This is a genomic window from Agrobacterium sp. 5Ca50, from assembly GCF_055381905.1.
Genome location: NZ_AP026440.1, coordinates 35,121 through 61,207 on the forward strand (window position 1 = coordinate 35,121; position 26,087 = coordinate 61,207).

29 protein-coding genes are annotated in these 26,087 nt (G+C 53.0%); 14 read left to right on the forward strand and 15 right to left on the reverse strand.

The window, feature by feature from the left end:
- Positions 1–439 precede the first annotated feature (439 nt).
- Positions 440–2,230, forward strand: coding sequence for a YbhB/YbcL family Raf kinase inhibitor-like protein (locus tag ACZ5FM_RS22280; protein WP_312949069.1), 1,791 nt, complete (start codon positions 440–442; stop codon positions 2,228–2,230).
- Between the two features lie 22 nt (positions 2,231–2,252).
- Positions 2,253–3,422, forward strand: coding sequence for a zinc-dependent alcohol dehydrogenase (locus ACZ5FM_RS22285; RefSeq protein ID WP_312949068.1), 1,170 nt, complete (start codon positions 2,253–2,255; stop codon positions 3,420–3,422).
- Positions 3,423–3,698: 276 nt separating this feature from the next.
- Here ACZ5FM_RS22285 and ACZ5FM_RS22290 read toward each other — a convergent pair whose 3' ends face one another.
- Positions 3,699–4,076: a DUF932 domain-containing protein gene (locus ACZ5FM_RS22290; protein ID WP_312949067.1), complete on the reverse strand. Its 378-nt coding sequence runs from the start codon at positions 4,074–4,076 to the stop codon at positions 3,699–3,701.
- The gene (locus ACZ5FM_RS22295; protein WP_312949066.1) at positions 4,073–4,546 is read right to left on the reverse strand and encodes a DUF932 domain-containing protein; all 474 of its coding nucleotides are present in this window, start codon (positions 4,544–4,546) and stop codon (positions 4,073–4,075) included. The genes ACZ5FM_RS22290 and ACZ5FM_RS22295 overlap by 4 nt, the downstream gene beginning before the upstream one ends.
- A 708-nt stretch (positions 4,547–5,254) precedes the next feature.
- Here ACZ5FM_RS22295 and lpxK point away from each other — a divergent pair.
- The gene (lpxK, locus tag ACZ5FM_RS22300; protein WP_464041286.1) at positions 5,255–6,292 is read left to right on the forward strand and encodes a tetraacyldisaccharide 4'-kinase; all 1,038 of its coding nucleotides are present in this window, start codon (positions 5,255–5,257) and stop codon (positions 6,290–6,292) included.
- A 127-nt stretch (positions 6,293–6,419) separates the two neighbouring features.
- Here lpxK and ACZ5FM_RS22305 read toward each other — a convergent pair whose 3' ends face one another.
- Positions 6,420–6,623: a cold-shock protein gene (locus ACZ5FM_RS22305; RefSeq protein ID WP_312949062.1), complete on the reverse strand. Its 204-nt coding sequence runs from the start codon at positions 6,621–6,623 to the stop codon at positions 6,420–6,422.
- Positions 6,624–6,774: 151 nt separating this feature from the next.
- Between ACZ5FM_RS22305 and ligD the strand changes: the two genes are divergently transcribed.
- The 6 genes from ligD to ACZ5FM_RS22335 all read left to right on the forward strand — a co-directional run bounded on the left by ligD (position 6,775) and on the right by ACZ5FM_RS22335 (position 11,388).
- Positions 6,775–7,812: a non-homologous end-joining DNA ligase gene (ligD, locus tag ACZ5FM_RS22310; RefSeq protein WP_312949060.1), complete on the forward strand. Its 1,038-nt coding sequence runs from the start codon at positions 6,775–6,777 to the stop codon at positions 7,810–7,812.
- A 110-nt stretch (positions 7,813–7,922) separates the two neighbouring features.
- Positions 7,923–9,026, forward strand: a complete 1,104-nt coding sequence (locus ACZ5FM_RS22315) for a DUF4037 domain-containing protein (protein WP_464041287.1) — start codon at positions 7,923–7,925, stop codon at positions 9,024–9,026.
- 277 nt (positions 9,027–9,303) lie between these two features.
- Positions 9,304–9,744: a LexA family protein gene (locus ACZ5FM_RS22320; RefSeq protein ID WP_464041288.1), complete on the forward strand. Its 441-nt coding sequence runs from the start codon at positions 9,304–9,306 to the stop codon at positions 9,742–9,744.
- Position 9,745: 1 nt separating this feature from the next.
- Positions 9,746–10,516, forward strand: a complete 771-nt coding sequence (locus ACZ5FM_RS22325; RefSeq protein WP_464041289.1) for a Y-family DNA polymerase — start codon at positions 9,746–9,748, stop codon at positions 10,514–10,516.
- A complete protein-coding gene (locus tag ACZ5FM_RS22330) occupies positions 10,513–11,022 on the forward strand; it encodes a DUF4113 domain-containing protein (RefSeq protein WP_464041290.1) in 510 nt (169 codons plus the stop codon). Before ACZ5FM_RS22325 ends, ACZ5FM_RS22330 begins: the two co-directional genes overlap by 4 nt.
- Positions 11,023–11,028: 6 nt before the next feature.
- Positions 11,029–11,388: a hypothetical protein gene (locus ACZ5FM_RS22335; RefSeq protein ID WP_464041291.1), complete on the forward strand. Its 360-nt coding sequence runs from the start codon at positions 11,029–11,031 to the stop codon at positions 11,386–11,388.
- Between the two features lie 129 nt (positions 11,389–11,517).
- Here the strand turns inward: ACZ5FM_RS22335 and ACZ5FM_RS22340 are convergent, their stop codons facing one another.
- The 6 genes from ACZ5FM_RS22340 to ACZ5FM_RS22365 all read right to left on the reverse strand — a co-directional run bounded on the left by ACZ5FM_RS22340 (position 11,518) and on the right by ACZ5FM_RS22365 (position 15,248).
- Positions 11,518–11,727, reverse strand: a complete 210-nt coding sequence (locus ACZ5FM_RS22340) for a hypothetical protein (RefSeq protein WP_312948306.1) — start codon at positions 11,725–11,727, stop codon at positions 11,518–11,520.
- Positions 11,724–12,521: an exodeoxyribonuclease III gene (gene xth, locus ACZ5FM_RS22345; protein ID WP_464041292.1), complete on the reverse strand. Its 798-nt coding sequence runs from the start codon at positions 12,519–12,521 to the stop codon at positions 11,724–11,726. Before xth ends, ACZ5FM_RS22340 begins: the two co-directional genes overlap by 4 nt.
- The gene (locus ACZ5FM_RS22350) at positions 12,518–12,697 is read right to left on the reverse strand and encodes a hypothetical protein (RefSeq protein WP_250984805.1); all 180 of its coding nucleotides are present in this window, start codon (positions 12,695–12,697) and stop codon (positions 12,518–12,520) included. The genes xth and ACZ5FM_RS22350 overlap by 4 nt, the downstream gene beginning before the upstream one ends.
- Positions 12,698–12,798: 101 nt before the next feature.
- Positions 12,799–13,392 (reverse strand): cysteine hydrolase family protein, encoded by a 594-nt coding sequence (locus ACZ5FM_RS22355; RefSeq protein ID WP_312949051.1) that lies wholly within the window; start codon positions 13,390–13,392, stop codon positions 12,799–12,801.
- 52 nt (positions 13,393–13,444) lie between these two features.
- Complete coding sequence (gene nadE, locus ACZ5FM_RS22360) at positions 13,445–14,272, reverse strand: ammonia-dependent NAD(+) synthetase (RefSeq protein WP_464041293.1); 828 nt, start codon at positions 14,270–14,272, stop codon at positions 13,445–13,447.
- Positions 14,273–14,384: 112 nt separating this feature from the next.
- On the reverse strand, positions 14,385–15,248 hold the full coding sequence (locus tag ACZ5FM_RS22365; protein ID WP_312949047.1) for an SDR family oxidoreductase: 864 nt from the start codon (positions 15,246–15,248) through the stop codon (positions 14,385–14,387).
- A 410-nt stretch (positions 15,249–15,658) separates the two neighbouring features.
- Between ACZ5FM_RS22365 and ACZ5FM_RS22370 the strand changes: the two genes are divergently transcribed.
- Positions 15,659–16,171 carry a ferritin-like domain-containing protein gene (locus ACZ5FM_RS22370; RefSeq protein ID WP_312949045.1) on the forward strand — a complete coding sequence of 171 codons (513 nt, stop codon included), beginning with the start codon at positions 15,659–15,661 and terminating at the stop codon, positions 16,169–16,171.
- 62 nt (positions 16,172–16,233) lie between these two features.
- Here the strand turns inward: ACZ5FM_RS22370 and ACZ5FM_RS22375 are convergent, their stop codons facing one another.
- The 3 genes from ACZ5FM_RS22375 to ku (ACZ5FM_RS22385) are packed head-to-tail and all read right to left on the reverse strand — an operon-like array spanning position 16,234 to position 18,210.
- Entirely contained in the window at positions 16,234–16,497 is a 264-nt protein-coding gene (locus ACZ5FM_RS22375; protein WP_464041294.1) for a hypothetical protein, read from the reverse strand.
- A 1-nt stretch (position 16,498) separates the two neighbouring features.
- A complete protein-coding gene (gene ku / locus ACZ5FM_RS22380) occupies positions 16,499–17,311 on the reverse strand; it encodes a non-homologous end joining protein Ku (RefSeq protein ID WP_464041539.1) in 813 nt (270 codons plus the stop codon).
- Entirely contained in the window at positions 17,311–18,210 is a 900-nt protein-coding gene (ku, locus tag ACZ5FM_RS22385; protein WP_464041295.1) for a non-homologous end joining protein Ku, read from the reverse strand. Before ku (ACZ5FM_RS22385) ends, ku (ACZ5FM_RS22380) begins: the two co-directional genes overlap by 1 nt.
- 436 nt (positions 18,211–18,646) lie before the next feature.
- On the opposite strand from ku (ACZ5FM_RS22385), the gene ACZ5FM_RS22390 reads away from it, so the two are divergent.
- The 3 genes from ACZ5FM_RS22390 to ACZ5FM_RS22400 all read left to right on the forward strand — a co-directional run bounded on the left by ACZ5FM_RS22390 (position 18,647) and on the right by ACZ5FM_RS22400 (position 21,975).
- Positions 18,647–19,147, forward strand: coding sequence for a YciE/YciF ferroxidase family protein (locus tag ACZ5FM_RS22390; RefSeq protein WP_312949419.1), 501 nt, complete (start codon positions 18,647–18,649; stop codon positions 19,145–19,147).
- 165 nt (positions 19,148–19,312) lie between these two features.
- Complete coding sequence (katE, locus tag ACZ5FM_RS22395; protein ID WP_312949417.1) at positions 19,313–21,424, forward strand: catalase; 2,112 nt, start codon at positions 19,313–19,315, stop codon at positions 21,422–21,424.
- A gap of 383 nt (positions 21,425–21,807) precedes the next feature.
- Entirely contained in the window at positions 21,808–21,975 is a 168-nt protein-coding gene (locus ACZ5FM_RS22400; protein ID WP_464041540.1) for an autotransporter domain-containing protein, read from the forward strand.
- A 478-nt stretch (positions 21,976–22,453) separates the two neighbouring features.
- Here ACZ5FM_RS22400 and ACZ5FM_RS22405 read toward each other — a convergent pair whose 3' ends face one another.
- Both ACZ5FM_RS22405 and ACZ5FM_RS22410 read right to left on the reverse strand, forming a co-directional pair.
- Positions 22,454–23,035 (reverse strand): hypothetical protein, encoded by a 582-nt coding sequence (locus tag ACZ5FM_RS22405; RefSeq protein ID WP_464041296.1) that lies wholly within the window; start codon positions 23,033–23,035, stop codon positions 22,454–22,456.
- Positions 23,036–23,584: 549 nt separating this feature from the next.
- Entirely contained in the window at positions 23,585–24,040 is a 456-nt protein-coding gene (locus tag ACZ5FM_RS22410; RefSeq protein ID WP_312949037.1) for a Rid family hydrolase, read from the reverse strand.
- A 156-nt stretch (positions 24,041–24,196) separates the two neighbouring features.
- Between ACZ5FM_RS22410 and ACZ5FM_RS22415 the strand changes: the two genes are divergently transcribed.
- Positions 24,197–25,096: a LysR family transcriptional regulator gene (locus ACZ5FM_RS22415; RefSeq protein ID WP_312949035.1), complete on the forward strand. Its 900-nt coding sequence runs from the start codon at positions 24,197–24,199 to the stop codon at positions 25,094–25,096.
- A 204-nt stretch (positions 25,097–25,300) separates the two neighbouring features.
- Here the strand turns inward: ACZ5FM_RS22415 and ACZ5FM_RS22420 are convergent, their stop codons facing one another.
- Positions 25,301–26,005 (reverse strand): Crp/Fnr family transcriptional regulator, encoded by a 705-nt coding sequence (locus tag ACZ5FM_RS22420; protein WP_464041297.1) that lies wholly within the window; start codon positions 26,003–26,005, stop codon positions 25,301–25,303.
- Positions 26,006–26,087 lie beyond the last annotated feature (82 nt).

Consider the following 26,087-nt stretch of genomic DNA (forward strand, 5'->3'; position numbering starts at 1 on the left):
GAGTTCCAAGAGAACTGCGCTTGCCCTCAGGCCTCGTTGATGAGCTATCTGAGGCTTGGGTGAGTTGAAACCAATCAAGCAAGCTGGCCCAAATTGGGTCGGATTCCAAGCCGGACAGAGGGCACGCGAATACCAGACATAACTTTTTTCGTGAGATTACTTTCGCGATATACGCGAACTGTTCGACGCCGAAAAAGTTGCAATGCGCTCAGGAACTTTCCACGACAATTGGGGTTCGAGTGGCTTGAATAACGAGGTCCGAAAACGAACCGTATCTAAAGCCGTGAGGGCTGGCCGCACTTTCGTTGTTCGACGCCGAGCTCGTAACCTCCATTCAGGAGATGGTGAACCATCAGTCAATATGCTGGCAGTTCCGAACAAGCTCGAAGCAGTGCCTGTCCCGAAGCCCGACCTTGTCATCTGATCTCAGGAGGTCCCCGTGTCAAATTACCTGTCTATACTTGCCCTATCCGCGACTACCCTTGCCCTGCCGTCTGCGGCTTTTTCCGAGATCAAAGGTACTGTCGGAGAAGCATCAGACGTAACGATTCAAGGCTCGATCCTCGAACCCGAAAAACTGGCGGTCACGGACGATGCCAAGTTTACGGACCTTATAAAAGCGCCTGCCGGGTTCAATGTCGATGTTTTTGCCCGAGACCTGATCAATCCGCGCATGCTCGCGGTTTCACGGGACGGAAACCTCTACGCAACCCGCAGAACAGTCGGGGACGTGATCATGCTGAAAGACGACAACGCTGACGGCAAAGCCGATGGCGTTGTTACGGTGGCAAGCCGCCCGAACATGCATGGCATCGCGTTTGACGGCGACAAGGTCTTCCTTGTGACGATCCACGATGTCTACAGTGCCGATGTCAAACCCGATGGCACGTTCGGGCCGCTGAACCGCATCATAGACGATCTGCCGGATGCTGGCCAACATGCCAATCGGACGATCGATATCGGTCCGGACGGTATGCTCTACATTTCTGTCGGCAGCACGTGCAATGAGTGTCAGGAAGACAATCCAGAGAACGCGACGATCCTGCGAGCATCGAAGGATGGAAAAACGCGTACAATATTTGTATCGGGCCTGCGCAACACGATCGGTTTCGACTGGGAGCCGATGACCGGCGAACTCTTTGGCATGGACCACGGGATCGACTGGCTGGGCGACGAGGTGCAGATCGAAGAACTAAACCGCATCGAACAGGGCAAAAAATATGGCTGGCCCTATGTGTATGGCATGAGCGGGATCAACCCACATATTAATCCGCCTGAAGGCATCACGCTCGATCAGTGGGCAAAGCAGTCGACAGAACCTCTCCTGGGATATACCGCCCACAGCGCGCCAATGCAGATGGCTTTTTATGACGGAAACGCGTTCCCTGCAGATTACAAAGGTGACGCATTTATTGCCATGCGTGGGTCATGGAACCGTCGTCCGCCGAGCGGCTACGAAGTGGTGCGTGTCGATTTTGAAAACGGGAGGCCAGTGAAGTTCGAGAAATTCCTCGAAGGTTTTCTTCTTCAGCAGGAGAATGGCAAGTTTGGATACCTTGGGCGTTTAGCTGGCATTGCTGTTTCAAAGGACGGGTCGCTGTTTGTCTCCGACGACAGCAATGGGGTTGTTTACAAGGTTTCCTATGCCAACGGCGACGCCAAACGCGTCGCTGAGACCGCGGCAACTCCCAATGTCGTGAAAGACATGCCAGCCTCACCGATTGCTATCGACCTCATCAATACCAAGAACGGCCAGCCGATCTCGGTCAAGGCTGCCTTCGAAAAAGATGGGCCAATCCCGGTTCAATATGTGGCTGATGGAGACAACGCCTCTCCACCAATCGAATGGAACACAGTGCCGCAAGGTACAAAATCCTTCGTGCTGATCGTCGATGACCCGGACGCCGCAAAGCCGAAACCCTTCACACATTGGCTGGCTTATGACATTCCGGTTGTAACCACAAAGCTGCGTGAAGGTATTCCTGGAACACCAATCCTTCAGGATCCGAAGGAGATGAAACAGGGCGCCAATAGCATGGGGTCGATTGGGTACACAGGCCCGAAGCCACCAGTCGGCGATCCCGCCCATCATTACCATTTCCAGATCTTTGCGCTGGATATCGAAACTCTCGATCTTGAGCCCGGAGCCAAGCGCGACGCTGTGCTGACAAGGATGGAGGGCCACGTTCTCGGCGTGGGCCAGATCGTTGGCACTTTTGAACGCAAATAAGACCAAAAAAAGAGGAACGAAGATGAAAGCATTAACCTGGCACGGCAAGCATGACATCCGGTGTGACAGCGTTCCTGATCCGCAAATTGAGGACGGCCACGATGCGATCATCAAGGTGACGGCCTGCGCAATCTGCGGGTCAGATCTGCATCTCTACAACGGCATTATGCCGGAAATGCACTGCGGCGACATCATGGGCCATGAGACGATGGGCGAGGTGGTTGAGGTCGGGAGGGACAACAAGAAACTGAAGGTGGGCGATCGTGTCGTCGTGCCTTTCACGATTGCGTGCGGGCAGTGTTTCTTCTGCCAGAGGGGGTTCTTTTCCGGCTGCGAAAGATCGAATCCAAAGCCTGAAAAAGTCACGAAGATGTGGGGAAATTCGCCTGCTGGACTGTTCGGCTACACCCATCTTCTTGGCGGATACAGCGGCGGGCAGGCAGAATACTTGCGAGTGCCGTTTGCCGATGTGGGTCCCATCAAGGTGCCGGACGGCCTGACAGACGATCAGGTTCTTTTCTTGTCCGATATCTTTCCCACGGGCTACATGGCAGCCGACTTCTGCAACATCCAGCCAGGCGATACGATCGCCATTTGGGGATGTGGTCCGGTCGGCCAGATGGCGATCAAATCTGCTTTCATCCTTGGGGCCGAACGCGTCATCGCTATTGACAGCGTGCCTGAGAGACTGGCGCTAGCCCAGCAATCGGGCGCCATTACGCTCGACTACCTGGATAAGGATATCTATGAGCGGATCATGGAACTGACCAACGGTCGCGGAGCGGATGCGTGCATCGATGCCGTCGGCACTGAGTCAGATCCGGCCGCGAGCTGGGATGCCCGTATCGACCGGATAAAGGTTGCGACCTTCATGGGCACTGATCGGCCGCATGTGCTTCGCCAAGCGATCCATTGCTGCCGGAATTTCGGAACGGTTTCTATCGTCGGCGTATACGGTGGGTTTCTAGACAAGATTCCCATGGGCTCCGCAATCAATCGCGGCCTGACATTCAAAATGGCCCAGACCCCGGTCCAGCATTATCTGCCGATCCTGATGGAGCGCATCCAGAACGGAGAAATCGATCCGTCCTTCATCATTACGCACACAGGCGGTCTCGAGGATGGCCCGGAACTCTACAAGACCTTCCTCGAAAAGAAGGACGGCTGCGTCAAAGTCGTGCTCAAGCCGTGAGGAGTAGGATACCTGACGATAACGACTGTTGAGGCGAAATCTTGGGCATAGCTAGCACATATAGGAGCTGGCGTTTTTGGTCCGATCCGTTCAAATGGAGCTGTCAGTGATCGAATGTGTCGATCGTCTGATCGAGGCTTTGCCTCTGACGGCTCTGTCGACTTCGTGTTGGCGAACGACCAGCTGCGGACGTGGCAACAGACGAAATCTTTCCAGAGAGCCCGCCTCAACGGGCACCTCGTTCTCATGGTGGGTAGCAAGAATTGACTATCGAAGTCAGGCCTTCATTTGAGCCATCTTTTCCCCCAGAACCCAAAGGGCTTTGTTTAGTTTAATGCCCTGATCGATGCCGTTGACGGCGCGGGATTTAACACGGCGCGGCCTTCCCAGATCGTCACGGCCTTGACCACGCAAACCACCTTTGATGGTGTTTTCCTGCACGACGTTCCATGTGGTCCAGAGGTCATTTGATTTGTCATCGGTGCGGCGAATTCCAAGCATCTTTTGCGGTTGGATTGGCGTGTCAACATTTCCATCAGCATCGCCAAAACGCAGCACGTGTGCAGCCTCAGCCAACGCAAGCTGCTCATCACGGTTCAGAATATGTGTCGACCAATCCTGTGGAGCAACTAGCGTGCGCTCTGCTTCATTCAAACTTTATACGTTCCTTCAATGACCTTATCTCGGACGTTGCCAGAGTGACGAACCTTGATAGCATCAATCGTGCCGGTCTGTGTCACAAGACTATTCAGGCAACGAATACGGAAAAGGCCTGCCAACAACTCATAAGCGGACGTTCCATCGTTGGCATTCTTCAGAAGGATTTCGCAAACGGTATCGCCAACATTGTAGACCTTGCCATCATCTACACGACGCATGCGGATAAGGTGCTTGGTAAAGTCAGCCTTGCCCGGCGTGCGGCTGGCGGACTGCTTTACACCAACAGGGACAAAACCCTCGTCTTTCAGGCCGCGCAAAACTTCGATTGTTGGAATTGGCATGAAGCGCTCAGAACGGCTTTCGTGCGCGCTGGTGGCAAAAATCGATGGTGCCAACTTGCGCATTTCGATTTCAGTCATTTCGCGGCCAGTGTCAAAACGAGCTGTGTTTGTATAGATGGACATATCTCGGAACTCCTATTTTCCCCGTTGGCGCTCCCTCTCAAATTTGATTGGGAATACGTATGTATTCCCGGGCAAAGGGGGGAGGGCGAAGCCAGCCCACTGGCGGATTGGTCCGGCGTCAAGGGGTCATGGAGGCAACAAAAAACGGAAGGTTCGGCCGAAGGGTGAAAGCCGTTTTTTTTGACGGAGTGACAGCGCGCAGCGCGCTTGCCCCTTGATCGCCGGAACGATCCGATTGCAGGGGGGAAACCAGACAAACAGGAGATGTGCGCCGCACCCGCGATTTATCGCGTGCGGGCGCGCTCAATTCGTCTTCAGCCGTGTCGGCTGACTGCAGTATTCGTAACTACTACATTTGATAGTTGTTCGTGGGGACGGGAAGTAGTGTGTTTGCTGAATGGATACAAAGCTCGAAGATCTTAACCTGCGACCGGGGCTGCTGTGGGAACTCCACGCCCTTGGTTATTACACCGTGGGCGATATGGCCCACCTCTCCATCGTTGAAACTCTTCGAATCCCAGGCATGGGGGCGTTTACTGGAGGCGCATAGCCAAAGCGCAGGGCAGGGAACCCTATCCAACGAAACGGGAGCTCATGAATGCAAGGAATGAAGTTGAGCCGCGCAGTTAGAATTTCAGATCAGAGATCGCTTAACGCTGTTGGAAATGGGTGTTTTCGGTTAGTAGAAATCCCAGCAGGAGCAAAAACATGATTTCGAACGCGCCGCCCTTCTGGTGGAGAAAACCGGGGTGGCAAGCATATGTGCTAAAACCGCTGTCATCGGTTTACGGCTGGATTGCTGGTAAAAGGATGAGGCGTGAGTATCGTCCATCCGTAGATGTTCCGGTAATCTGCGTCGGTAACTTCACAGTCGGGGGAGCCGGTAAAACGCCAACAGCTATTGCGATAGCTCAAGCTGCAATTGCAAAGGGGTTGCGCCCGGGCTTCCTCAGCCGGGGTTATGGCGGCACGTTGGATGTTACTACTCTGGTGGAGCCGCATCATCGTGCGAAAGATGTTGGGGACGAACTGCTTCTACTAGACCGCTATGCCATGACAGTCGTTTCAAGACGACGTATCGACGGTGCGCACCGCCTCGTTGAGGCCGGTGCTGACCTCATCATCATGGATGACGGGTTTCAAAGCGCGCGCCTGATGGTCGACTATACACTTGTCGTCATTGATAGCGTTCGTGGAATTGGTAACGGTTTCACAATTCCGGCAGGTCCGGTGCGTGCGCCAATCTCCGAACAGATGCGCCAACTTTCCGCTATTCTTAAAGTGGGCGATGGCGCGGCAGCTGATGAACTTGTTCGAACAGCTGCTCGGGCAGGTAAGACAATTTACGTCGCCGGAATTCAGCCAACCTTACCGGGTCGGCTTACCGGTACGCCGGTAATAGCCTACGCCGGAATTGCTGATCCAGACAAATTTTACAGAACCGTCGAAAGCCTGGGTGCGAATATCATGGAGCGGCGATCGTTCAGTGACCACCACACGTTTGAAGACGACGAGGTTGCTGACCTGCTAGACACGGCAGCAAAGCGACAACATTCTTTGGTTACCACTGCGAAAGATGTTGCACGCCTAAAAGGCGCTCCAGGCAGAGCCGAAGAGTTGCGGCGGCGTAGTTACGTCATCGAAATCGAAATGGTGTTCGATGATCCAAACACACCTTCTGAGATAATCGACGCAGCCATCGAGAACTGCCGCACACGTCGCCTCTGCGGTACGCCTGCGAAATAGGCTGAGTACTATTTTTACGTTGGCAGGGCGTTATTCTTGATACAACAACTATCGCATGTGGCGCTAAAAAGACGCCGCATGCGATGCAACCTCGGTCTACGTTCTGCAAGCAGCTAATAGAGTGGAGTTATTCAGGTACGACATTTTCCGCTTTTGACTTACCAGTTTTGCGGTCCTGGCCAATTTCGAAGTTCACTTTCTGGCCTTCCCGAAGTGATTGAACGCTTTGAACCGCTGATACATGAACAAACACATCTCCGGCGCCATTATCCGGAGTTATGAAGCCGAAACCTTTGTCCTGATTAAAGAACTTAACTGTACCAGTTGCCATCAAATTTTCCTCAAATACGCAGCCTCTAGGCCGCAAGTCGTAAGAATATGTATCGTAAGGTTAGACCGTAATCAGGCAACTGGCCACAGAGAAAATCTCTTCAAATCTAGCCATATTGATATTTTAACAATCTTCGGGCTCACTTGTCCTCATGACAAAGAAGCCACGCTCAAAACCTTTGTTGCGAGAAACCGAACCTCCTGTTCGGTCAAGGCCTCGGCGTCGAAGGAATCCGGAGCAACCGAACCTTCCCTTGGATCCAATGCCAGGACGTATTGAACCGTGTCTGGCTACCTTGAAATCAAAGCCGCCCGAAGGTGATGATTGGAGCTACGAGATAAAATGGGATGGGTATCGCTTGGCGGTGCACATCGAATTATCTGGCGTGCGTATTCTTACTAAAAGTGGTCATGACTGGACGAAGCGTTTTCCAGAAATCGAGCGTGGTGCTAAAGAACTAGACGTAGCAACCGCGATATTGGACGGCGAAGCTGTCATGTACGATGAGCAGGGTCGATCAGACTTTAACCTGTTGCAGACTTCGCTCGGAGGGCGGTCGGGCAAAAAGACTTCACCGGCACAGTTTGTCGCCTTTGACCTGCTTTATCTGGACGGCCATAACCTTCGAGAAACCGAGTTGCGTGTTCGCCGGCATCTTCTTGCCGATCTGATTGGTAGCACTGAAAACCCGCTCCAGTTTTCGGAAACGTTTGATGCTACGGGTGCTGAGATGTTGGAAGCCGCATGCATACATGGGCTTGAAGGCATCATCGCAAAGCGCCTTGATAGGCCATATCGCTCCGGCCGGAATGACGACTGGATCAAAATCAAATGTGTTGCGTCCGAGAGCTTCTTTATCCTCGGATATGAGCGATCAACCGTCGGCTTCAGTTCTCTCTTGCTCGGCGCTTACCACAACGGCCAGGTCGTTTATGTTGGATCAGTTGGCACAGGCTTCAAGCAGTATGAAATAGCAAAACTACTGTCACAGATGAACAAACTCATCTGGAAAAAGAAAACGCCGCCCGTTCGATACACTGGCAAACGTGATGTCGTGTGGATTGAGCCAACACTGATCGCGGAAATTGAGTATCGAGGTTGGACCAGCGACGTGAAACTGCGACATTCCAGCTACAAGGGTTTGCGCGAGCTGCAGGATAACGCTGAAGTATACCGCATCGAAGATTGATAGCATCGTTGTTGCCGCATGAGGCGATGGCGAACCGGGGATCGCGCGGCTGGAATCTTTCGCTATAATCTCAATCTCGCCTTCGAGGCATTTTTGTTTAGAAAGCCACAATGGCACAAGGAATTGGTATCGGTCTTTCACAACGCTTCTACGAGAGCCTCGTTGCACCCCTATTCAAAGAGCAATTCCCCGATCTTCCGTACTGCGCATGCAGGATTGGATGGGGTTCAGAGGTTCTTGGCTATGATACGAAGCTGTCAGCGGATCATGATTACGGGCCGTGTGTTCAGATCTTTCTGGCAGAAGATAGCTTTCCTTCGATGGCCGAAGCTGTCATGCACCGTTTTGACGAGGGCCTGCCCTCAACCTTTGAAGGCTGGCCTGTTCGCTTTTCCCGGAATGTTCGCCCGCCTAAGGCTTGTCCTGAACTTGGTTTGTTAGGCTCAGACCACGGTGTCGAGATTTATACGCTATCTGCTTGGTGCAAGCAGTTCTTGAGGCGCGAGTTTATTGTGGGCCTTACCCTGCGTGACTGGCTATGTTACCCCGAGCAATTCTTCTTGCTGGTGACGGCCGGGAGCGTATTTCGAGACGACTTGGGCGAACTCACTGCCCTAAGAGATCGTATGGCCTACTTTCCACGCGACGTGTGGCTTTACAAGCTTGCGGCTCAGTGGGGTCGTATTGCCGAAGAACGGGGGTATGTAGGCCGAACCGGGGATGTGGGCGATGAGATCGGCTCCCGTATAATTGCAAGCCGTATGGCCGAAAACATCATGCGGCTTGGTATGCTGATTGAGCGCCGGTATGCGCCCTATCCAAAGTGGATCGGTACTGCCTTCGCCCGTTTGGACTGCGCCACCGACCTGACGCCACTGCTCGAGCGGGTGCTATCTGCAAGAATTTGGCAAGACCGTGAGGACGCACTCTTGGAGGCATGTAACTTTATGGCCAACCTACAGGTTAGGCGTGACATCCCCGGTGCTATCACTCCAATCGCCGGGACGCTTCACGGTCGACCATATCGTTTCATTGATTCACTCAAAATCATTGACGCGCTCCGATCCGCGATTGCGGATGACGATGTTCGGTCGCTCCCGGAATGTGGGGCGGCGGACCAGTTTATAAACAGCAACTATGTTCTTGTAGCTCCCGATTACACAAGGGCGGCGACAACTGCTTTGCTCGACATGGGCTCCGATAACAAAAGCTGACCGACGTGGGATCTTCAGCACGTCTGATCTCTTTGATGGTATCAAATTCCGCCGCAAGGAATAGAGCGATTTCGAGGCTGATTGGGACGACGGGCGGTGTCCGCTTGGGGCCGAAGGCTGACTTCGCTCGTTAGAGTGTCATTTCGCCATCAGCCGAACCGACCCCAACTGGCGCAAACGCCAACGACAATCTTTCACAATCGTTTCCATCTTGACTCGCTCATGAACGAGAACATAATGAGAACGGAATTACCTGCCACTGAGAAGCCGACATTCCATGCTCCATGCCATTACCACCGTTGAACCTGTTTCCGTGGACTACATTGTCCGTGAGGTGAGGACCGCTGGACTGATGATATCGGCAGGATTTCCATCTCCTGCAGGTGACGATCTCGAAGACCTTATCGATCTAATCGCTTGGATCGTTCGGCGGGAGACTTCCACATTCTGGTACAAAGTTTCAGGAAACTCCTTCTGTCGTGCCGGAATCCTCGATGGCGATTTTGTAGCGATAGACAGGGCGGGTAAGGTTCAGTCCGGCCGCACAGTTCTCGCCCTCCACAATGGCGATATGCTCCTGAAGGTGTTGAACAGGCGCGACGGCCGAATGTGGCTCGAAGCAAGGTCTGACGACCATTACCCTCCGCTCCCTGTTCTCGAAACAACGGAAAGCTGGGGCGTTGTGGCAGGCATCGCTCGCCGCTATCCGGTCGAATGAGATGGCAACCCCCATAGCACTGATCGACTGCAATAATTTCTATGTCAGCTGCGAAAGGCTGTTTGATCCCAGACTTCGTGGCGTCCCAGTCGTCGTTTTGTCAAACAACGATGGATGCGCTGTCGCGCGCAGCGACGAGGCAAAAGCCCTTGGTATAAAAATGGGGGAGCCTGCTCATCTCTTTAAACAGAAGACGAAAGAGCATGGCATCCGCCTGTTTTCGAGCAATTATACCCTGTACGGCGATATATCCCGGCGCGTAGCAGCTACCATTTCCGACTTCAGGCCACGCACCGAAATCTACAGCATCGACGAAACCTTTGTGGACATGTCCGGCTTCGGTGGTCGGATGATCGACCATGCGGCTGAAATGCGGGGGACTGTGCGGCAAAACACTGGCATTCCAACCTGTGTCGGTATTGGTCCGAGTAAGACGATGGCAAAATTTGCGAACTTCATCGCCAAGAAAAACCCGGTCTTTAATGGCATTGCTGACTTGATGGACGAACAGATCGCCGGCTACTGCATGGCTCGCACCGATGTCTCGGAAGTATGGGGAGTAGGATCAAGAACGACTGAAAAACTCCGCGGCTTGGGGATTAACACTGTCGCCCAACTCCGCGATATGCCGCTGCCTCTTGCGCGGCAGATCGGAACCCTTGTGCTTGAGCGCACTGTCGCAGAACTTCGCGGAATACCTTGCATGGAGCTTCAGGACGTCGAGCCGACCCGCAAGGGGATGGCTGTGACCCGTCTGCAGGATCTCCGATGACATCTCTGGCTGTCCTTCAGCAGGCTATCACAGCACATGCGACGAGGGCGGCCGAAAAGCTGCGTAGTCATGGCCTCGTTGCTGCTCATATGACGGTTTTCTTTCACACGAACCCGCACAACGGATCCGCTCGGGACAGCTCGTCCAGAACCGCCAGGTTATCCCCGCCGTCAAATACGACCATGGCGCTGGTGCAGACAGCCCTTCGGTGCACCGATAAGGCATGGAAGGGAAATAAAGAGAATAACGGGTTTGCGTATACGAAGGCTGGCGTGATGCTCGATGACCTGGTGCCAGAGGAGCTGGCCCCGGTAGACCTGTTTGCACATGAGCAAGCCAAGTCCATGAAATTGTCGGCCGCACTGGATGCCGTAAACGACAAGAGGGGCAAGAAGACACTAATCCTCGCGAGTGAAGGCTTCAGACGATCTTTTGAAACAAAGGCAAGTATGCGGTCGCCCAGATATACGACGCGGCTCGCTGATCTGCCGGTCGTGCGGGCTTAGTCGGTCATGGAAACGAGCCACACTTTCCGCGTTGAAGTATGGGACGATCCGCCCGACGCGGGCGGCTCGATCATCGAAGTTATTTCATCATCATCAAGCTTTGCAGTCTCGATCGCTGCCTACAAAGCCGCGATCCGTGAACGTCCCGGCAAATACCTGACGCACATGAATGGACGGAGCCGAATGACATGCGAACTTGCGCCTGATCCACCGGAGCCAGTGAAGCAGCCAAAGGACAAGAGCCGAAAAGACCAATACCCCGACATTCTCGATGATCCGGAGTACACATTCGCCTCATTGCCAGAGTGGAAAACTCTCGCGATCCACTGCAAGAGCTGCGACCGGGTTGCGCCTGTCAACCGCTGAGAAATGGCCCGAAAACATGGAAAACAGTGCGTCATCACGATGTTGCTGCCGAAGCTACGATGCGAATGTGGCGTGAGAGGCAACAGCGAATGGCTCATTGGTAAAATGCCTCGTTGACGTAAAAGATAGTTAGGTCGCAGCGGGCCAGTCGTTGGCTGGTTCATCGACCATGCTATCGTCGTCAGCGGGATCTGGATCTTGCTGGTAGGCTTTATGCAGATTTCCTATCTCTTCGCTGACCGCCACGAGAACTTCCTTTTGGTCGACACCTTCCGTAACGAACCTGTCGACCAAATCTTCGAGTTTGAGCCGGAGTTCATCTCGCCATTGCGCTGTCATCTCTTTCTCCTTTTGATGGGCTTTTCTGCAAGTTCAATTCTGACAGGAGCATGATCACTCGTGTGGTCCCACCCGCGGACATGCTTGTCCACTTCCGCCTCCACTAACCGTTCGGCAAGATCGGGGCTGAGAAGGAAATGATCCAGACGGAGCCCAGCATTTCTTGCATAGGCATTCCGGAAGTAATCCCAGAAAGTGTAAATTGTCTCATCGGGGTGAAGTTCACGGATGGCATCCGTCCATCCTTGAGCAATCAGCTCGCGAAATGCATCTCTGACCTCAATGCGGAAGAGTGCATCGTTCTTCCATCTTTCTGGCTTATATACGTCGAGCTCGGTTGGCATGACGTTGTAGTCGCCGGCGAGAATGACGGGTACCTCGAGTTCGAGAAGCCCCGCAGCATAATCCCGCAAACGTTGAAACCAGCGGAGTTTGTATTCGAACTTCGGGCCAGGATATGGATTACCGTTCGGAAGATAGAGACCGCCGATTACGATGCCATCTACTATAGCCTCAATGTAGCGGCTCTGTTCATCCTCTGGTTCCCCAGGTAGCCCCTTACGGGTGAGTAATGGCATCTGTCCTCTAGCGAGTATCGCGACACCGTTCCACGATTTCTGACCATGCCAAACCGCGCCGTACCCAGCCTTTCCGATTGCGTCTTCGGGAAACCGGATGTCAGGTGCTTTCAGTTCCTGAAGTATGGCAATGTCCGGCTGCGCCTCTTCGAGCCATTTCAGCAAAACCTCAAGGCGGCCGTTTACGCCATTGACATTATAGGTCGCGACTATCACTTCGACTTGCGGTCGCCCTTGTCTCCTTCCCCCGGTTTTGCATCGTGTTTGGCGTCATGCCGCTTGTCTGCTGAGAGAGACCTGCCCACATCAACGGATTCTTTGAAGCGGCCGTCCTCATCTCGGCGGACGTACCGCTTGTCAGTTCCCGTATCAATCAGTTCGCGCTTGCTCATGGTATTCTCCTTCGTTAGCGATAACTCACTAACTCGCAACCTCATGAAAAAGATGCATCAACGGTTGATGGCGTCAGTCAATTGGAAGCGTAACACGACAATTACTCAATCGCGCTCTCACGGTAGGCGCGCGCGATGAACTCTGCAGTTTTTACGATCTCCACCTGAGCCGAGAACCGTCCACCGAGCAACGCAAGTGCAGCGTCGTGTGTTGAGTCCGCTCCACTACAGACCGCATCTTTGAGGATAATGACCTTGTAACCAAGTTCGATGCCTCCGATCGCAGCTGCTAGGACGCACACGTCAGTCTCGCCTCCAGTAATGACCAACGTATCCACGCCGTCTTTCGCTAGCGCTATATGTAGTTGTCCACTCGTCCACGGAGAATAGGTTATTTTGTCGAAGATACGGGCAGGGGGCACGAGGTGCGCGAGATCCGGCACAATGTCCAGTAGTTGAGTTCCTAGAATAGCGCGCGTCATCTCTTCCCACTTTTCGTAGTAGAATTTCCACATGCCGGGCATCTCTTCTGCTCGCTCGGGCGTAATGAACCGCGTGAATACGGTTCTTTCGGGAAAACGTTCTGCCAGCTCGAGAATCTCTTCAGACACGCGAGCCATCCAAGGAACATGCCACGGTGTATCCTCTGCGAACATACGTTGCATGTCGATGCACAAGTGGACCCAGTTGTTCATTGATCCTCCCAATCTCATTCGCTGCCGCCATGTCGCTCCTCAGGCGATCCCTTCAATCGACGGGACAAGGCGCTACAGGCAGGGCACGCTTATGACCGGACGTGCGATATGCGGCGATGATTTTCTGAAGCGCGAGTGGTGTAATTTCTTGTCCCTCAAGGAAGTCGTCAATCTGGTCGTAGGTGACGCCATAGACGTCCTCATCCGGCTTGAGGGGGGCATCGGTTTCCAGATCTGCAGTCGGAATTTTGAACACAAGTTCATCGGGAGCGCCTAAGTGGCAAGCGATGCTACGCACTCGCCGTTTGTTCAAACCAGCAAGCGGAAGTATGTCCGCCGCACCATCGCCAAACTTGGTATAAAACCCCATCAGAGCCTCAGCGGCGTGGTCTGTCCCAATGACGAGCCCCCTACTTGCGCCCGCAATCGCGTACTGCGCGATCATTCGCTGTCTGGCTTTAATGTTCCCCAGATGAAAATGATGGCGCGTACCCGAGACAATGTCCTTCGCTTCTGATTTGATCGCGTCCATCATCGCGTCTGAAGCTGGTTTTACATCGATAGTCACAGTTCGGTCAGGAGCAATCGGCGATAAACAGTTCTGGGCATCATATTCATCTGCCTGCTCACCGTAAGGAAGCCTTACCGCTATGAAATGGGCTTCGTAACCTGTACCGCGAAGTGCCCGGACCGCACGTTGCGCAAGAAGCCCTGCCGTCAAGGAATCGACACCGCCGCTAATGCCCAAGACCAACGTCCTCGAACCGGAAGAGCGAAGGTAGCCAGACAAAAATTCCAGCCGTTTCTCTATTTCGACCGAGACGTCAAACGTCCTTGCAACTCCTAGCTCTTGGATTATGTGCTGTTGCTCTTCCATCATGCGCGTCTTCCTTGCGGTGTTGCGTGCCGAACATGGATAGCCCGGGCCTCTTCAACCAGAACCGCGCTCAGCCATTTAAGTTCTTCGCACTCAGGACTTAGCCTCTGTTGATTCAGATCATGATCTCGCCACCTGTCACTGGAATGACGGCTCCCGTCATGTAACTTCCGAGATCAGACGCGAGTAGAACGTAAGCCCCTGCCAACTCTGCTGGCTGCCCGGCGCGGCCTATCAGAGTATTCTGTCCAAACTTGGCAGCCTTCTCGGCCGACATTGTGGAAGGTATAAGCGGGGTCCAAATTGGACCAGGTGCCACCGCGTTCACGCGAATGCCTTTTTCTGCAAGCATCTCAGCCAGACCCGCGGTGAAGTTAGAAATAGCGCCTTTGGTGGACGCATATGCCAGAAGCTGAGGCGAAGGCTGCCGCGACTGGATTGAGGTTGTGTTGATAATTGAGCTGCCAGGCTTCATATGGGGAGCGGCTGCCTTGGATAGAAAGAACGGCGCGTAGATGTTCGTACGGAATGTTTCGTCCCATTCTTCAGCGGTAATGTCAGCAATATCGGAATAGGTGCGCTGGAACGCGGCATTATTGACAAGGATGTCGATGCCGCCCAGTTCGTCGACGGCGCGCTTCACGATATCGTTGCAATGCTCCTCGGATTTAATGTCACCGCGAACGATAACAGCTTTGCGTCCCGCTTCCTCGATCCACTTCGCCGTGTCGCCGGCGTCGTCATCCTCATTGAGATAGGAAATGACGATGTCAGCCCCCTCTCGGGCAAAGGCAATGGCGACGGCTTTCCCAATCCCGGAGTCCGCGCCGGTAATGAGCGCGACTTTGCCCGTCAGCTTGCAGTTGCCTTTGTAGGAATTTTCACCATGGTCAGGGACAGGTTCCATCTTGGCAGTCTTGCCCGGTGGCTGCTGCTGCTGTTTTGGATATGGCGGGGTAGGGTATCGCTCGTTTTGCATCACTGCTCTCCTTTTTTGGGATCAGTGCTGTCAACCTAATAAGAGCTCGTGGGGTTCCAAAGTATCGCTTGTAGAGACACCCGATAAACATGGCACGGCAGTGCTTTGGCGTTCCACCAGAGAGGTGGAAGACGCGACGCCCTAATTCCAGTCAGGCCTGTCATCTGAAATGAGTTCACCAGATCTCCCTAAAAAAACGCGCCTCCGGAGAGACGCGCCAAAATTCCAACGGGTGCAAGCCATCTCTAGGCTTCGCATAGTCCCTAACCTTCCCACGTTAAATGTGTTCCAAGAACCTTGTTTGTCCAAGCGGTGGACTGAACGAACCGTCAAACAACACAACAGCTGTGTCCTCAAAGGAACTTTCGTACGTCCTCTGGGTTCGAAGGGACAGAGAGTAGAGGAAACGCATGTCAGAGAACGAAACACGTCACATTTTTATCGCCGGTCTAAAGAATGCCCACGCGATGGAAAAGCAGGCCCTTTCCATCATGAGGCCGCAAGTGAAAAGGATCGAGAACTATCCGGAAATCGCGGAGAAGCTGGAAACCCATATTATCGAGACAGAAGGTCAGATCGAACGGCTTGAGCTAATCCTCACATCCCTTGCGGAAGAACCCTCCTCATTGAAAGACTTCACCCTCTGGGTGACAGGCTCGATGGCGGCACTCAGCCACGCGGCGGCCGCTGACGAAATCCTCAAAAACAGTATGGCTAATTTCGCCTTTGAGAACTTAGAAATCGCTGCATACAAATCTCTTATCACGATAGCAGAACTTGGCGGATACGAGGGCTTGATTCAACCTCTTCAGACAAACTTGGATGAGGAGCTCGCTATGGCCAGTTGGCTACAAGACAATCTTCGGGCAACGACGATCAAATTCGCCAAACTGAAGGAATCTGGCCAGTCGGCGAAAGTTTAAGCGCAACTGCAACATACCCAAAGAAAGTCAGCCGAATTTGGTATGCAGGAGAGGTGCGCCAGTTAGTGGTGCGTCTCTACGGCACTGTCGTCATCATCAAAATTACCGTTACTGAGAGCATCATAAGAATTGACGCTTTCTCCACCGCCGCGAGTACCAAATGCAGTTAATTGCACCATCACAGCGCGAGCCCGCTCGACGACATCGATCTCGTTGAGATCGTTGTCGCCAGCGACTTTGACGATCACTTCATCGCCATCATCACCAATGAATTCGATCTTCCAGCCATCATTTGAGTGTTCAATGTGTGTTTCAGTCAAATGCATATCAGCCAGCCTTTCTTCCGCCGTTGAGCTCTTTGGCCAACGACTTCTTCAGTGCATCCATAATGTTGACGACGTTGTTAGGTTCCGCTGGTGCATTTCCTTTGCGACTATTGCTTTTGGGTTTCAGTGATTTCTTTTTCTTCGCAATCAGTTGCAGCAGCGTTTCCTGAACAGGGTCGCTCACCATCTCAGGCGACCATTTCTCGGTTTTTTGCTTGATGAGTTTCTGCATCAGGGGGACCAGTTCAGGGTCAGAATCGTCCTCGATATTCTCGAAGTATTCTTTCTCTGGCCTGACCTCGTCACCGAAACGCAGGGTCCACAAGACGATGCCATCATCGCGGGGTTCCAGCACAACCGCACGCTCACGGCGGCCCATGACGAGTTTCGAAACTCCAACGACTTTGTCAGATTTCATGGCATCGCGGATCACGGCGAATGCCTCGTTGCCAACCTCGCTTTCCGGCATCAGATAATGCGGTTTTTCGAGATAAACCCATTCGATACTATCGGCTGGTACGAACTTCTCAACGTCGATGGTTTTCACCGTGTCGAGCTCGACAGCATCGAGATCATCGTCCGTAAGGATGACGTAGTCGTCTTCTCCCCGCGCGTAACCGCGAACATCGTCGCCTTCTTTTACCGGCGTGCCCGTCACGGAGTCGATGTACTGGGAAACGACACGGTTGCCGGTTTGAGAGTTTAAAGTGTGAAAGCGAACCTTGTCACTCTCCGATGTAGCCGGTGACATCGTAACAGGGCAGGTCACAAGGCTGAGTTTAAGATAACCGCGCCAATAAGGTCTAGGCATGATCAACCAGCCTTTCTTGGTGCTGAGGACGATGACGAGCTTTTAGCAGCCCCTCGGGCGGCGGGTTTTCTGGTCGTTGTCCTGTTGGCGTTGGCCGCGGCGCGTTTCGGTTTCGCTTCACCACCTTTCGACATGCCAGCACTTTGACGAAGCGCTTCCAGCAGGTCATTCGGTTTTGAAACCTCGACGGCCCTTCGCTTGGGAAGCGCCGTACCGGAGACCTTCGCTTTGACGAGTTCAGTGAGGGCAGCTTCGTAGCGATCATCGAATGTCGCCGGATCGAACGTGCCTTTCTTGGTTGAGATGATATGTCGGGCGAGATCAAGCATTTCGGCCTCAAGCTTAATCTTCGGCATTTCCTCGAATGCTTTTTTCGACGACCGAACCTCGTAGTCATAGTTCAATGTGGTCGCGATCAGGCCCTTGCCGTGAGGACGAATAAGAACCGTCCGCATGCGACGGAAGAGGACCGCCCGTGCTATAGCAGCCACCTTTGATTTCTCCATTGCGTCGCGCAGCGCGGTGAATGCATCGGACCCGGTCTTATCCGGTGTCAGATAATACGGCTTGTCAAAGTATACGTCATCCACATCAGAGCAGGTTATAAACGCTTCGATTTCCAGGGTCTTGTTGCTATCAGGAATAGCAGCTGCGATCTCATCTGGGTCAATGATGACGTAGTGACCATTATCGACCTCAAAGCCTTTCGTCTGCTGTTCGCGAGGAACAACCTCTTCGGTGCTGCTGTCTATGAAAACGCGATTGACGCGATGTCCGGTGGCTTTGTTGATGGTGTTGAAACTGATGCGATCTGAGGTGGACGCCGCTGTGTAGAGCGCGATCCCACAACTCACTTCACCAACCTTCAAGAGGCCTTTCCACTGTGCTCGATGCGCTGCCATACGAGATACTCCGACTGACGCTTGAAAGCGAATCAACAGTTACGCATCCGATTCGTTCCGATGGAGAACGAAACGGTTCTACCTCCTTCCAAGCATCTCGGCCGACCGTGGAAGCTCGTCCCACTCATTAGGGGGACGGCAGCAGGACACCAGCCATGGGCGCTTCGAGATGCGGATGAGACTTCTATTGGTGAAGGAAATAGGCAGATCATTCTCCTCATTGCTGACAAAAACGCAAATGGCGAGACTTGCCCGAGAACAGCCCTTTTACGCCCGCGACTGACGTTATTGCTATTTTAGTGTCTCCACGACCTAGCCTTGAGCGATACAGGCTGCTTCGTCCTCCATCGCGGCGGTGACAGGAGACAGCATTGGGAACATTTTTGTGAACTCGAAGTTATCTAAAGGCTAAATGTTTCCCCTACAAAGGAAGAATATAATGGCCGAGAAAACATTGGACGATCTTTTCCTTGATACGCTCAAGGACATCTACTTTGCCGAAAAGCAGGTTCTCAAAGCCTTGCCGAAAATGGCTCGCGCCGCACAGTCAGAAGAAGGCAAAGCGGGTTTCTTGCAGCACCGCGATGAAACGCAGGGCCAAATCGAACGCCTTGAGGAGGTATTCGAACTTCTTGGCAAAGCTGCCCGTGGAAAGACTTGCGAGGCGATTCAGGGGATTATCGCTGAGGGAGAAGAGATCATGGAGGAATACAAGGGTTCCGTGGCTCTCGATGCGGGCTTGATTTCCTCGGCACAGGCTGTTGAGCACTATGAGATTGCTCGCTACGGCACGCTGATCGCTTGGGCTAAGCAACTCGGCCTCAAGGACGCAATCCCACTTCTTCAGGCAAATCTCGCAGAAGAAGAAGCTACCGATAAGAAGCTAACTCAGCTCGCTCAAGCGTCTGCAAATGCCAAGGGCAAGAAAGTTGCCTAATCAATCTACAGTCTCCTAAAAGGCCGCCCGCTGGGCGGCCTTTTCTCTGTGCGCATCAACCCTCATGAGGAGAGACCGATGACCAAGAAATCCGCACCGTCCAAAAACACAGCTCCTTCAACCAAAAAGTCAGCGTCTAAAAACTCGTCCACCCCAAACCAACCGATGGCCAATATTGTAACAATCCATGACCAGCAGCTCCATCGTGGAGAAGGTGGCGAACTCCACCAGTTCGCTGAGGACGGGCACGACGTGTTGACGACCGCTCAGGGCGGACCAGTTGCAGACGACCAAAACACGCTGCGCGTCGGTGCCCGAGGCCCTGCACTTATTGACGACTTTCACTTCCGTGAGAAAATCTTCCACTTCGATCATGAGCGTATCCCGGAGCGGGTCGTGCACGCGCGAGGCTATGGGGCGCATGGCTTCTTCGAAACTTATGAGTCACTTGCGGCCTACACAAGAGCCGATCTTTTTCAGCGGCCAGGGGAAAGGACGCCAGCGTTTGTGCGGTTTTCGACTGTGGCGGGAAACAAAGGCTCTGCTGACCTTGCGCGTGATGTGCGCGGCTTCGCCGTCAAGCTCTACACGCAGGAAGGTAACTGGGACTTAGTGGGCAACAATATTCCGGTATTCTTCATTCAAGACCCGATAAAGTTTCCAGATGTCGTACACGCCGCAAAACAGGAGCCAGACCGTGCGTTCCCGCAAGCGCAGACTGCCCATGACAATTTTTGGGACTTTATTTCGCTGACGCCTGAAAGCATGCACATGGTCATGTGGATCATGTCGGACCGTACTATTCCACGCTCCTTCCGCTTCATGGAAGGGTTCGGCGTACACACCTTCCGGTTTGTCAATGCGAAGGACGAGTCCACTTTCGTCAAGTTTCACTGGAAACCAAAGCTCGGGCTGCAGTCGGTCGCCTGGAATGAAGCAGTCAAAATCAATGGCGCTGATCCAGACTTCCACCGTCGCGACCTTTGGCAAGCGATCCAGTCCGGCAATTTCCCTGAGTGGGAACTGTGCGTTCAGCTGTTTGACCAGGAATTCGCTGACAGCTTCGACTTCGACATCCTCGACCCGACGAAGATCATTCCCGAAGAAATCTTGCCGGTTCAGCCGATCGGACGACTGGTCCTTGATCGAATGCCGGACAACTTTTTTGCCGAAACCGAGCAGGTTGCGTTCATGACCCAGAACGTGCCGCCGGGCATCGATTTCAGCAACGATCCGCTGCTGCAGGGTCGCAATTTCTCCTATCTAGATACGCAATTGAAGCGACTTGGTGGACCGAATTTCACGCATCTACCCATCAATGCGCCTAAGTGTCCCTTCCACAATTTTCAGCAGGATGGCCACATGGCTATGCGCAATCCGGTTGGCCGAACGAACTATCAGCCAAATTCGCGTAACGAAGGCCCCCGAGAATCGCCGGTGAAAGGCTACAGGCATTTTCCATCAGAAGAGCAGGGGGCGAAAGTGCGGCTTCGTCCGGAGAGTTTTGCCGATCATTACAGCCAGGCTCGCCAGTTCTATATTAGCCAGACCGCGCCCGAGCAGCGCCACATCGCCATGGCGCTAACCTTTGAGCTCAGCAAGGTAGAAGCGCCAGTCATTCGCGAACGCATGGTATCGCATCTGCTGAACATCGATGAGACACTGGCAACGACCGTTGCGCAAAAGCTCGGCTTCAAATCCATGCCCCAGCCCGCGGATGCGGCCATTCCGACGCGCCAGGACCTCGAGCCATCGCCAGCGCTTAGCATCGTGGAACGCGGTCCCAAGCGTTTCGAAGGGCGCAAACTTGGAATTCTGGTTACTGATGGTGTCGATGCCAAGCTTTTGAAAGGCCTGACTACGGCAATCACTAAAGAGAAAGCCGTTTTTGAGCTGATCGCTCCGAAGGTCGGTGGCGTGACGGCGTCCGATGGTTCGCGGGTCGAAGCACACCACATGATTGACGGCGGGCCGTCGGTTCTGTTTGATGCCGTGGCCATTCTCACGTCGACCGATGCGATTGACGATCTGGTGAAAGAGGCGACTGCCAGAGACTTTGTGTCCGACGCTTTTCAGCACTGCAAGTTCATCGGTTATGATCAAACAGCTCTGCCACTGCTTGAAAAAGCGGGAATTGCAGGTGATCTCGATGAAGGCGTTCTGGCTTTGCCCGGAGAAGGGGGCCTGTCGGCTTTCGTTTCGGAACTTGGCAAACTTCGTGTCTGGGGCCGTGAGCCGTCAGTAAAGCTTGGTAAGGCATCTCTGCCAATCAAGTAGCCTAGATGGGCGCGGTTATCCGCGCCCAATCAAGCATCGTGAAATTTCGGCAAACAATTATCCAAGGTGTCCCAAGAAGAAGACACATATAGAATGCCACCTGTACACGAAGCGAAACATGGTCATTTTGGGAGAGCTCGCGCAACCATGCCCGGCGCTTGCTCGATCATTTTAAGCAGTAGGATTGCCGTTCGATCCGGTTTCCAGCGTTTCTGCTCCCAATCCTTGATTGTGTCTGTTGGCAAACCATACTGCTTAGCACAGCAGCCCTTGAAAGGCCCTTGCTGATGGCTGCAACATCCATAGTTTTAGGGACGAAAAGGGCACTGGGTTCCGCGCGTCCGAGCCTACGCCCGAAGTATATTCATTGAAGTATACCTAACATTACTTCTAGACCATGTGCGCATGCAAAGCTCGATGCTTACACAGAAACCGGGGGAGGCTTCCCGGCCAGTTTTAATTCAACCAGCGACCACAGCATGGTTGTCCGTGCCGGTGTCGATGGCGTTCACGCATTCCACGACAACATTCGCCTGCTGGCGCGCGCCTAAGCGGCTTACCGGTTCGAGGACGAAACCGCAGTCACCAGCGGTACCATCACCGGTCTTTCCACTTCCAGTTTCGACGAGCAGGAAACCAACCAGTTCTGGCTGCGCGGTGGTTTGGGTGCGAAGTCGATGTTGCTGGCGGCACGGCCTCGCTCAACGTTAACGTGACAACCCAAGGCGACGACCCAATCGTCTGGATTCGCTCCGGATGGAAGTTCAAGTTCTGATTCTTTCTGTTCAAGTAAGTGTCGAGTGCGAAGCCGGACAGGTGGGGCGCTCGTCTGCCATTTCGTTGGCCATCGCGAGAAACCGGAAAAACCGCGATGTTCACCATCCCTGTCGCGTCCGGTTGACACGGCCGCGCGCTCTCTAGTTGAACTCAATCAATTGCAGTTTGTTCCGAAATGATCGGCGGCCCAACGGTCTGAGTTCTATCAGGCTGTACGGTGACGGTCCAAGCGCTCTGGTTTACGAGTTGTCCTTACCGCCCAAGGGCAAGCTTCACTCTTGTCTGCGCTGACAGTAGGAAAACATAAGCTGCAGTCTCTGACATTTCTTCAAGTATCTGCATGTGGCCCCAGTCGCGAAGATTCAAACCCATATGTCCTTCGGCACCAGCGGAGACAATCATTGCGACAATAAACAGAAGAATGTCGACAAATGGAAAGCGCCAGGTGACAATCAGAAACCTGAGAACGTAAATACCCTTGCCCTCAATGGAAAATGCCGCGCAGATCAGGCCTACGACGATGAGTGCAGGCGTGATGTAAGGCTTGTACCAAAGCTGCGACGAAGAGAAAAAGGGTCCCTCATCGCCCTTGGACAACGGAGGCATGAAAACTCCACCCCAACTGAGCTCGCGAAATGCCAAGATCGCCCAAACGATAGAGACGGCAAGCCAGAACCATCGAAGCTTTGTGTGATTTTCTACCGCGAACCATAGCGCCATGGCTGCACCGCCCAGCAATATGAGAACTTGGCCAACTTCAACAGGGCCGTTTTCGAACCCCGCCCAAGCAGGCAATATTCCAGCTGCAGGAAAGCCGAGGGCTAATAAAGCCACTCCAACCCACCTCAGTTGCTTCATCACACTCATCTTGCAGATTCCAGTCACCCTTATGACCATTTCATTTCACTGAAACCGCAGTGTGTCCACGCCATCGCGCCATATTTGGAGGTCTTCCGGCAGTTTTCCCTACTGCTTCGTCGACATAGCGATTGCTGTTTTTCCCTTCTCTTTGACAAAGTTTAGGAGGAAATGAGCAACTCTGTTTCTGCCTTCATTTCTGAATTGATCAGAGACACTAATCAGAGTGAATTTGAAACACTTTTGGATTCTCGGACGCGGCACTGGCTCTCCACACGGAACGCAATCGTAATTTCGCGACCATCGCGCGTGGCTACCCAGCCGGATTTGTGAATCGGGACTAAGTCGCGACGAAGGTTTGACACGCCGAACTGTCCCGCTATCGGGGGTCGGCCTTTGCCGGAGCCCCAACTATTGTTTTTAGACCAACCGCTCGTCACTCGACGAGCAGCCAATCATTGCCATTGTTTTTCGGCGGCAGAGCTGCAACTAAGACGATTGGCCCGTGCGTACTGGGTTGGACCGTTAGCGGTCAACTACCGCTCTAAAAGTAACTTCTACCAGTTGTTGCGGGAACGCCAGACGCGTCACACCAATGATATTGCTGGCGACCTGCGGGACTTCTGAGCCGTATACTTTCTTCCTGATGTCAGCGGCCGGACCAAACGCAGCGTCTACATCGAGAACGTAAATGGTTTCTTCGACCACATCAGCAAACGAAGCGCCGAACCGCTCTAGCAAAATACGCCCATTTTCATAAGTCTGGCGGATCTGATCCTCCATCGTCTCAAATGACATCGGTTTACCTGCTGAGTCGATTTCGGCTGGAGCAACCAAATTGCCAACAGCGTCATGACTTAATTGCCCGGAAATGTAGATCGTATCTTTGACTTTTACTGCCTGGGCATAACCAAATGTCTTTTCCCAAGCCACGCCGTGGTTTTCAGATTGCACGATCGGATTTTTTTCATTGGATGTCATGGTAGCTCCTCGCATTGTTCGATGAGCACAGTCTCTCTCAACGGATCAGCACCGTGAATTGCAATAATTCTCAAGAGTGAGTTGTTGTTTTGTCAATGCTGTTGCTTTTGGCCTCAGGCCGCCACATAACGCCCGTGCTTGAACGGAGTGCACAGAATGAACGATTACAGGGCATTGAAAATTTTCATGATGGCGGCGGAGAAGCGCAGTTTTGCACAGGTCGCGCGAGAACTTGATATGACCCCTGCGGCGGTTACAAGATCAATTGCCGCGTTGGAAGAGGATCTAGGCGTCCAACTGTTCGTGCGCACGACAAGGCAGGTGTCACTCACAACCGATGGCGCTGTTTTTGCTGCTCAAGTCCAACCCGCTTTGGAAGCCTTGGAGAATGCACGGCGAGAAGTGAAGAATGCTCATAAGGCAGATCAGGGACGTTTACGTATCAGTGCTCCGACATGGCTAGGAAAGACGGTCTTGCCGCCGATTATTGCGGGCTTTAAGGAGCTGTATCCGCTGATGTGTTTCGAAATATCGCTTTCGGACGGGTTGGTGAACATTGTTGACGATGATTACGACCTCGCGATCCGTATATCTTCACAGCCATCCGACAAGTTTACCATTTGGCGGAAGATCCGGCCCGTTCCAAGGGTACTCGTCGCAGCACCTGGATCGAAATTTACTGAGATGATCCATCCAAGCGAATTGTCAGCAGATGATTGTCTGGCCTACAGCGGTGAAAGTCGACGCGAGTCTTGGATGCTGACCGAAGGCAATTCGACCATTACCGTATCCGCCGGACGATCGTTTAGCGCAAACAGCGGAGAGGTCCTAGCAGACATGGCCGCAAACGGTTTTGGCGTCGCACTCCTTCCAGGGTTCAACATTGCGGAGCACATTCAAAGCGGTCGACTTGTTCGCGTGTTCCCGGGTTGGTCTCCGCCAGAACTTTGGCTCACGCTCTATTACCCGCCTTATCAAGCGTTGCCTCCAAGAATTGCATCGTTCTCCAAATTCTTTGAACAGCAGATCGCGGCTCAAATGGTGTCGTTAGATTAGAAATCCAGCAACACGAATGTCGCTAAGCTAGTTTTCAGGTAATGCCGATTATTAACTACTCATCCACAACGCGTTTCACCTCGAGTTGCGAAGCGAGGCGCGATTTTCGTCTTGTATTAATTTTTCTTTTCGAAAGTCGGCTCGATTTTTTTAAAGAGCAAATCACTGATGCTTACCATAAGCAGCTCTCCACTCTTTCCGTCTTCAATCGCCAGACGCTCTTTTCAATTTTGGCAGGCTGTTCACAGTCACGGTCCTTCCATTGTCGAGCTGAATGATACCGCTTGCTCTCAACTTCGTAATGTTACGACTGACCGTCTCCACTGTCAGCCCAAGAAAGTCCGCGATTTCAGTTCGCGTGAGTGGCAGGTCACATTGATAACCAATCCCTGAAGCGGGACCGGCCTTCATGACAAACATCAATATAAGGCTAGCGACTTTTTCAAGAGCGGTCTTGCGTCCGACAGACAACATCCAATGCCTGGCCTGATCGAGCTCATCTAAAGTTTGTTTGTACATCGCATCTTCCACTTTGGGATTACGTCCCAGTATGTCAGTGAGCAATGCGTTCGGAATCGCGCATAATTCGCTGTCGGTGGCAGCTTGAGCTGTCACTTGGCTGATCCTTGCGGGCAAGAGGGCAGACGAAAACTGCAGCCCAACAATTTGTTGGCGTCCATCCGATAGTCCCTTTGACAGATGGACCACGCCTTTCACAATATTCTTGGCACGCACATTGTCGCCTTCAAAGAAGATCGGCGTGCCTGCCTTGAACGTTCGCCGGATCGTTTTCCTCCCGACCTCGCTCAATTCTTCAAACGACATGACAGCGCAAATTCCGGTATATCTGATGTGACATGCCAGACATTTCGCAGCTATCTCGACGGGTTCGGTTGCTAGCTTTGTCATAACGCTTTCCACCAATCGTTTCGTTGACGGATCACACACAATCTGACTGACAATTGTCAATTGTGAGAAAGGATCCATGCAA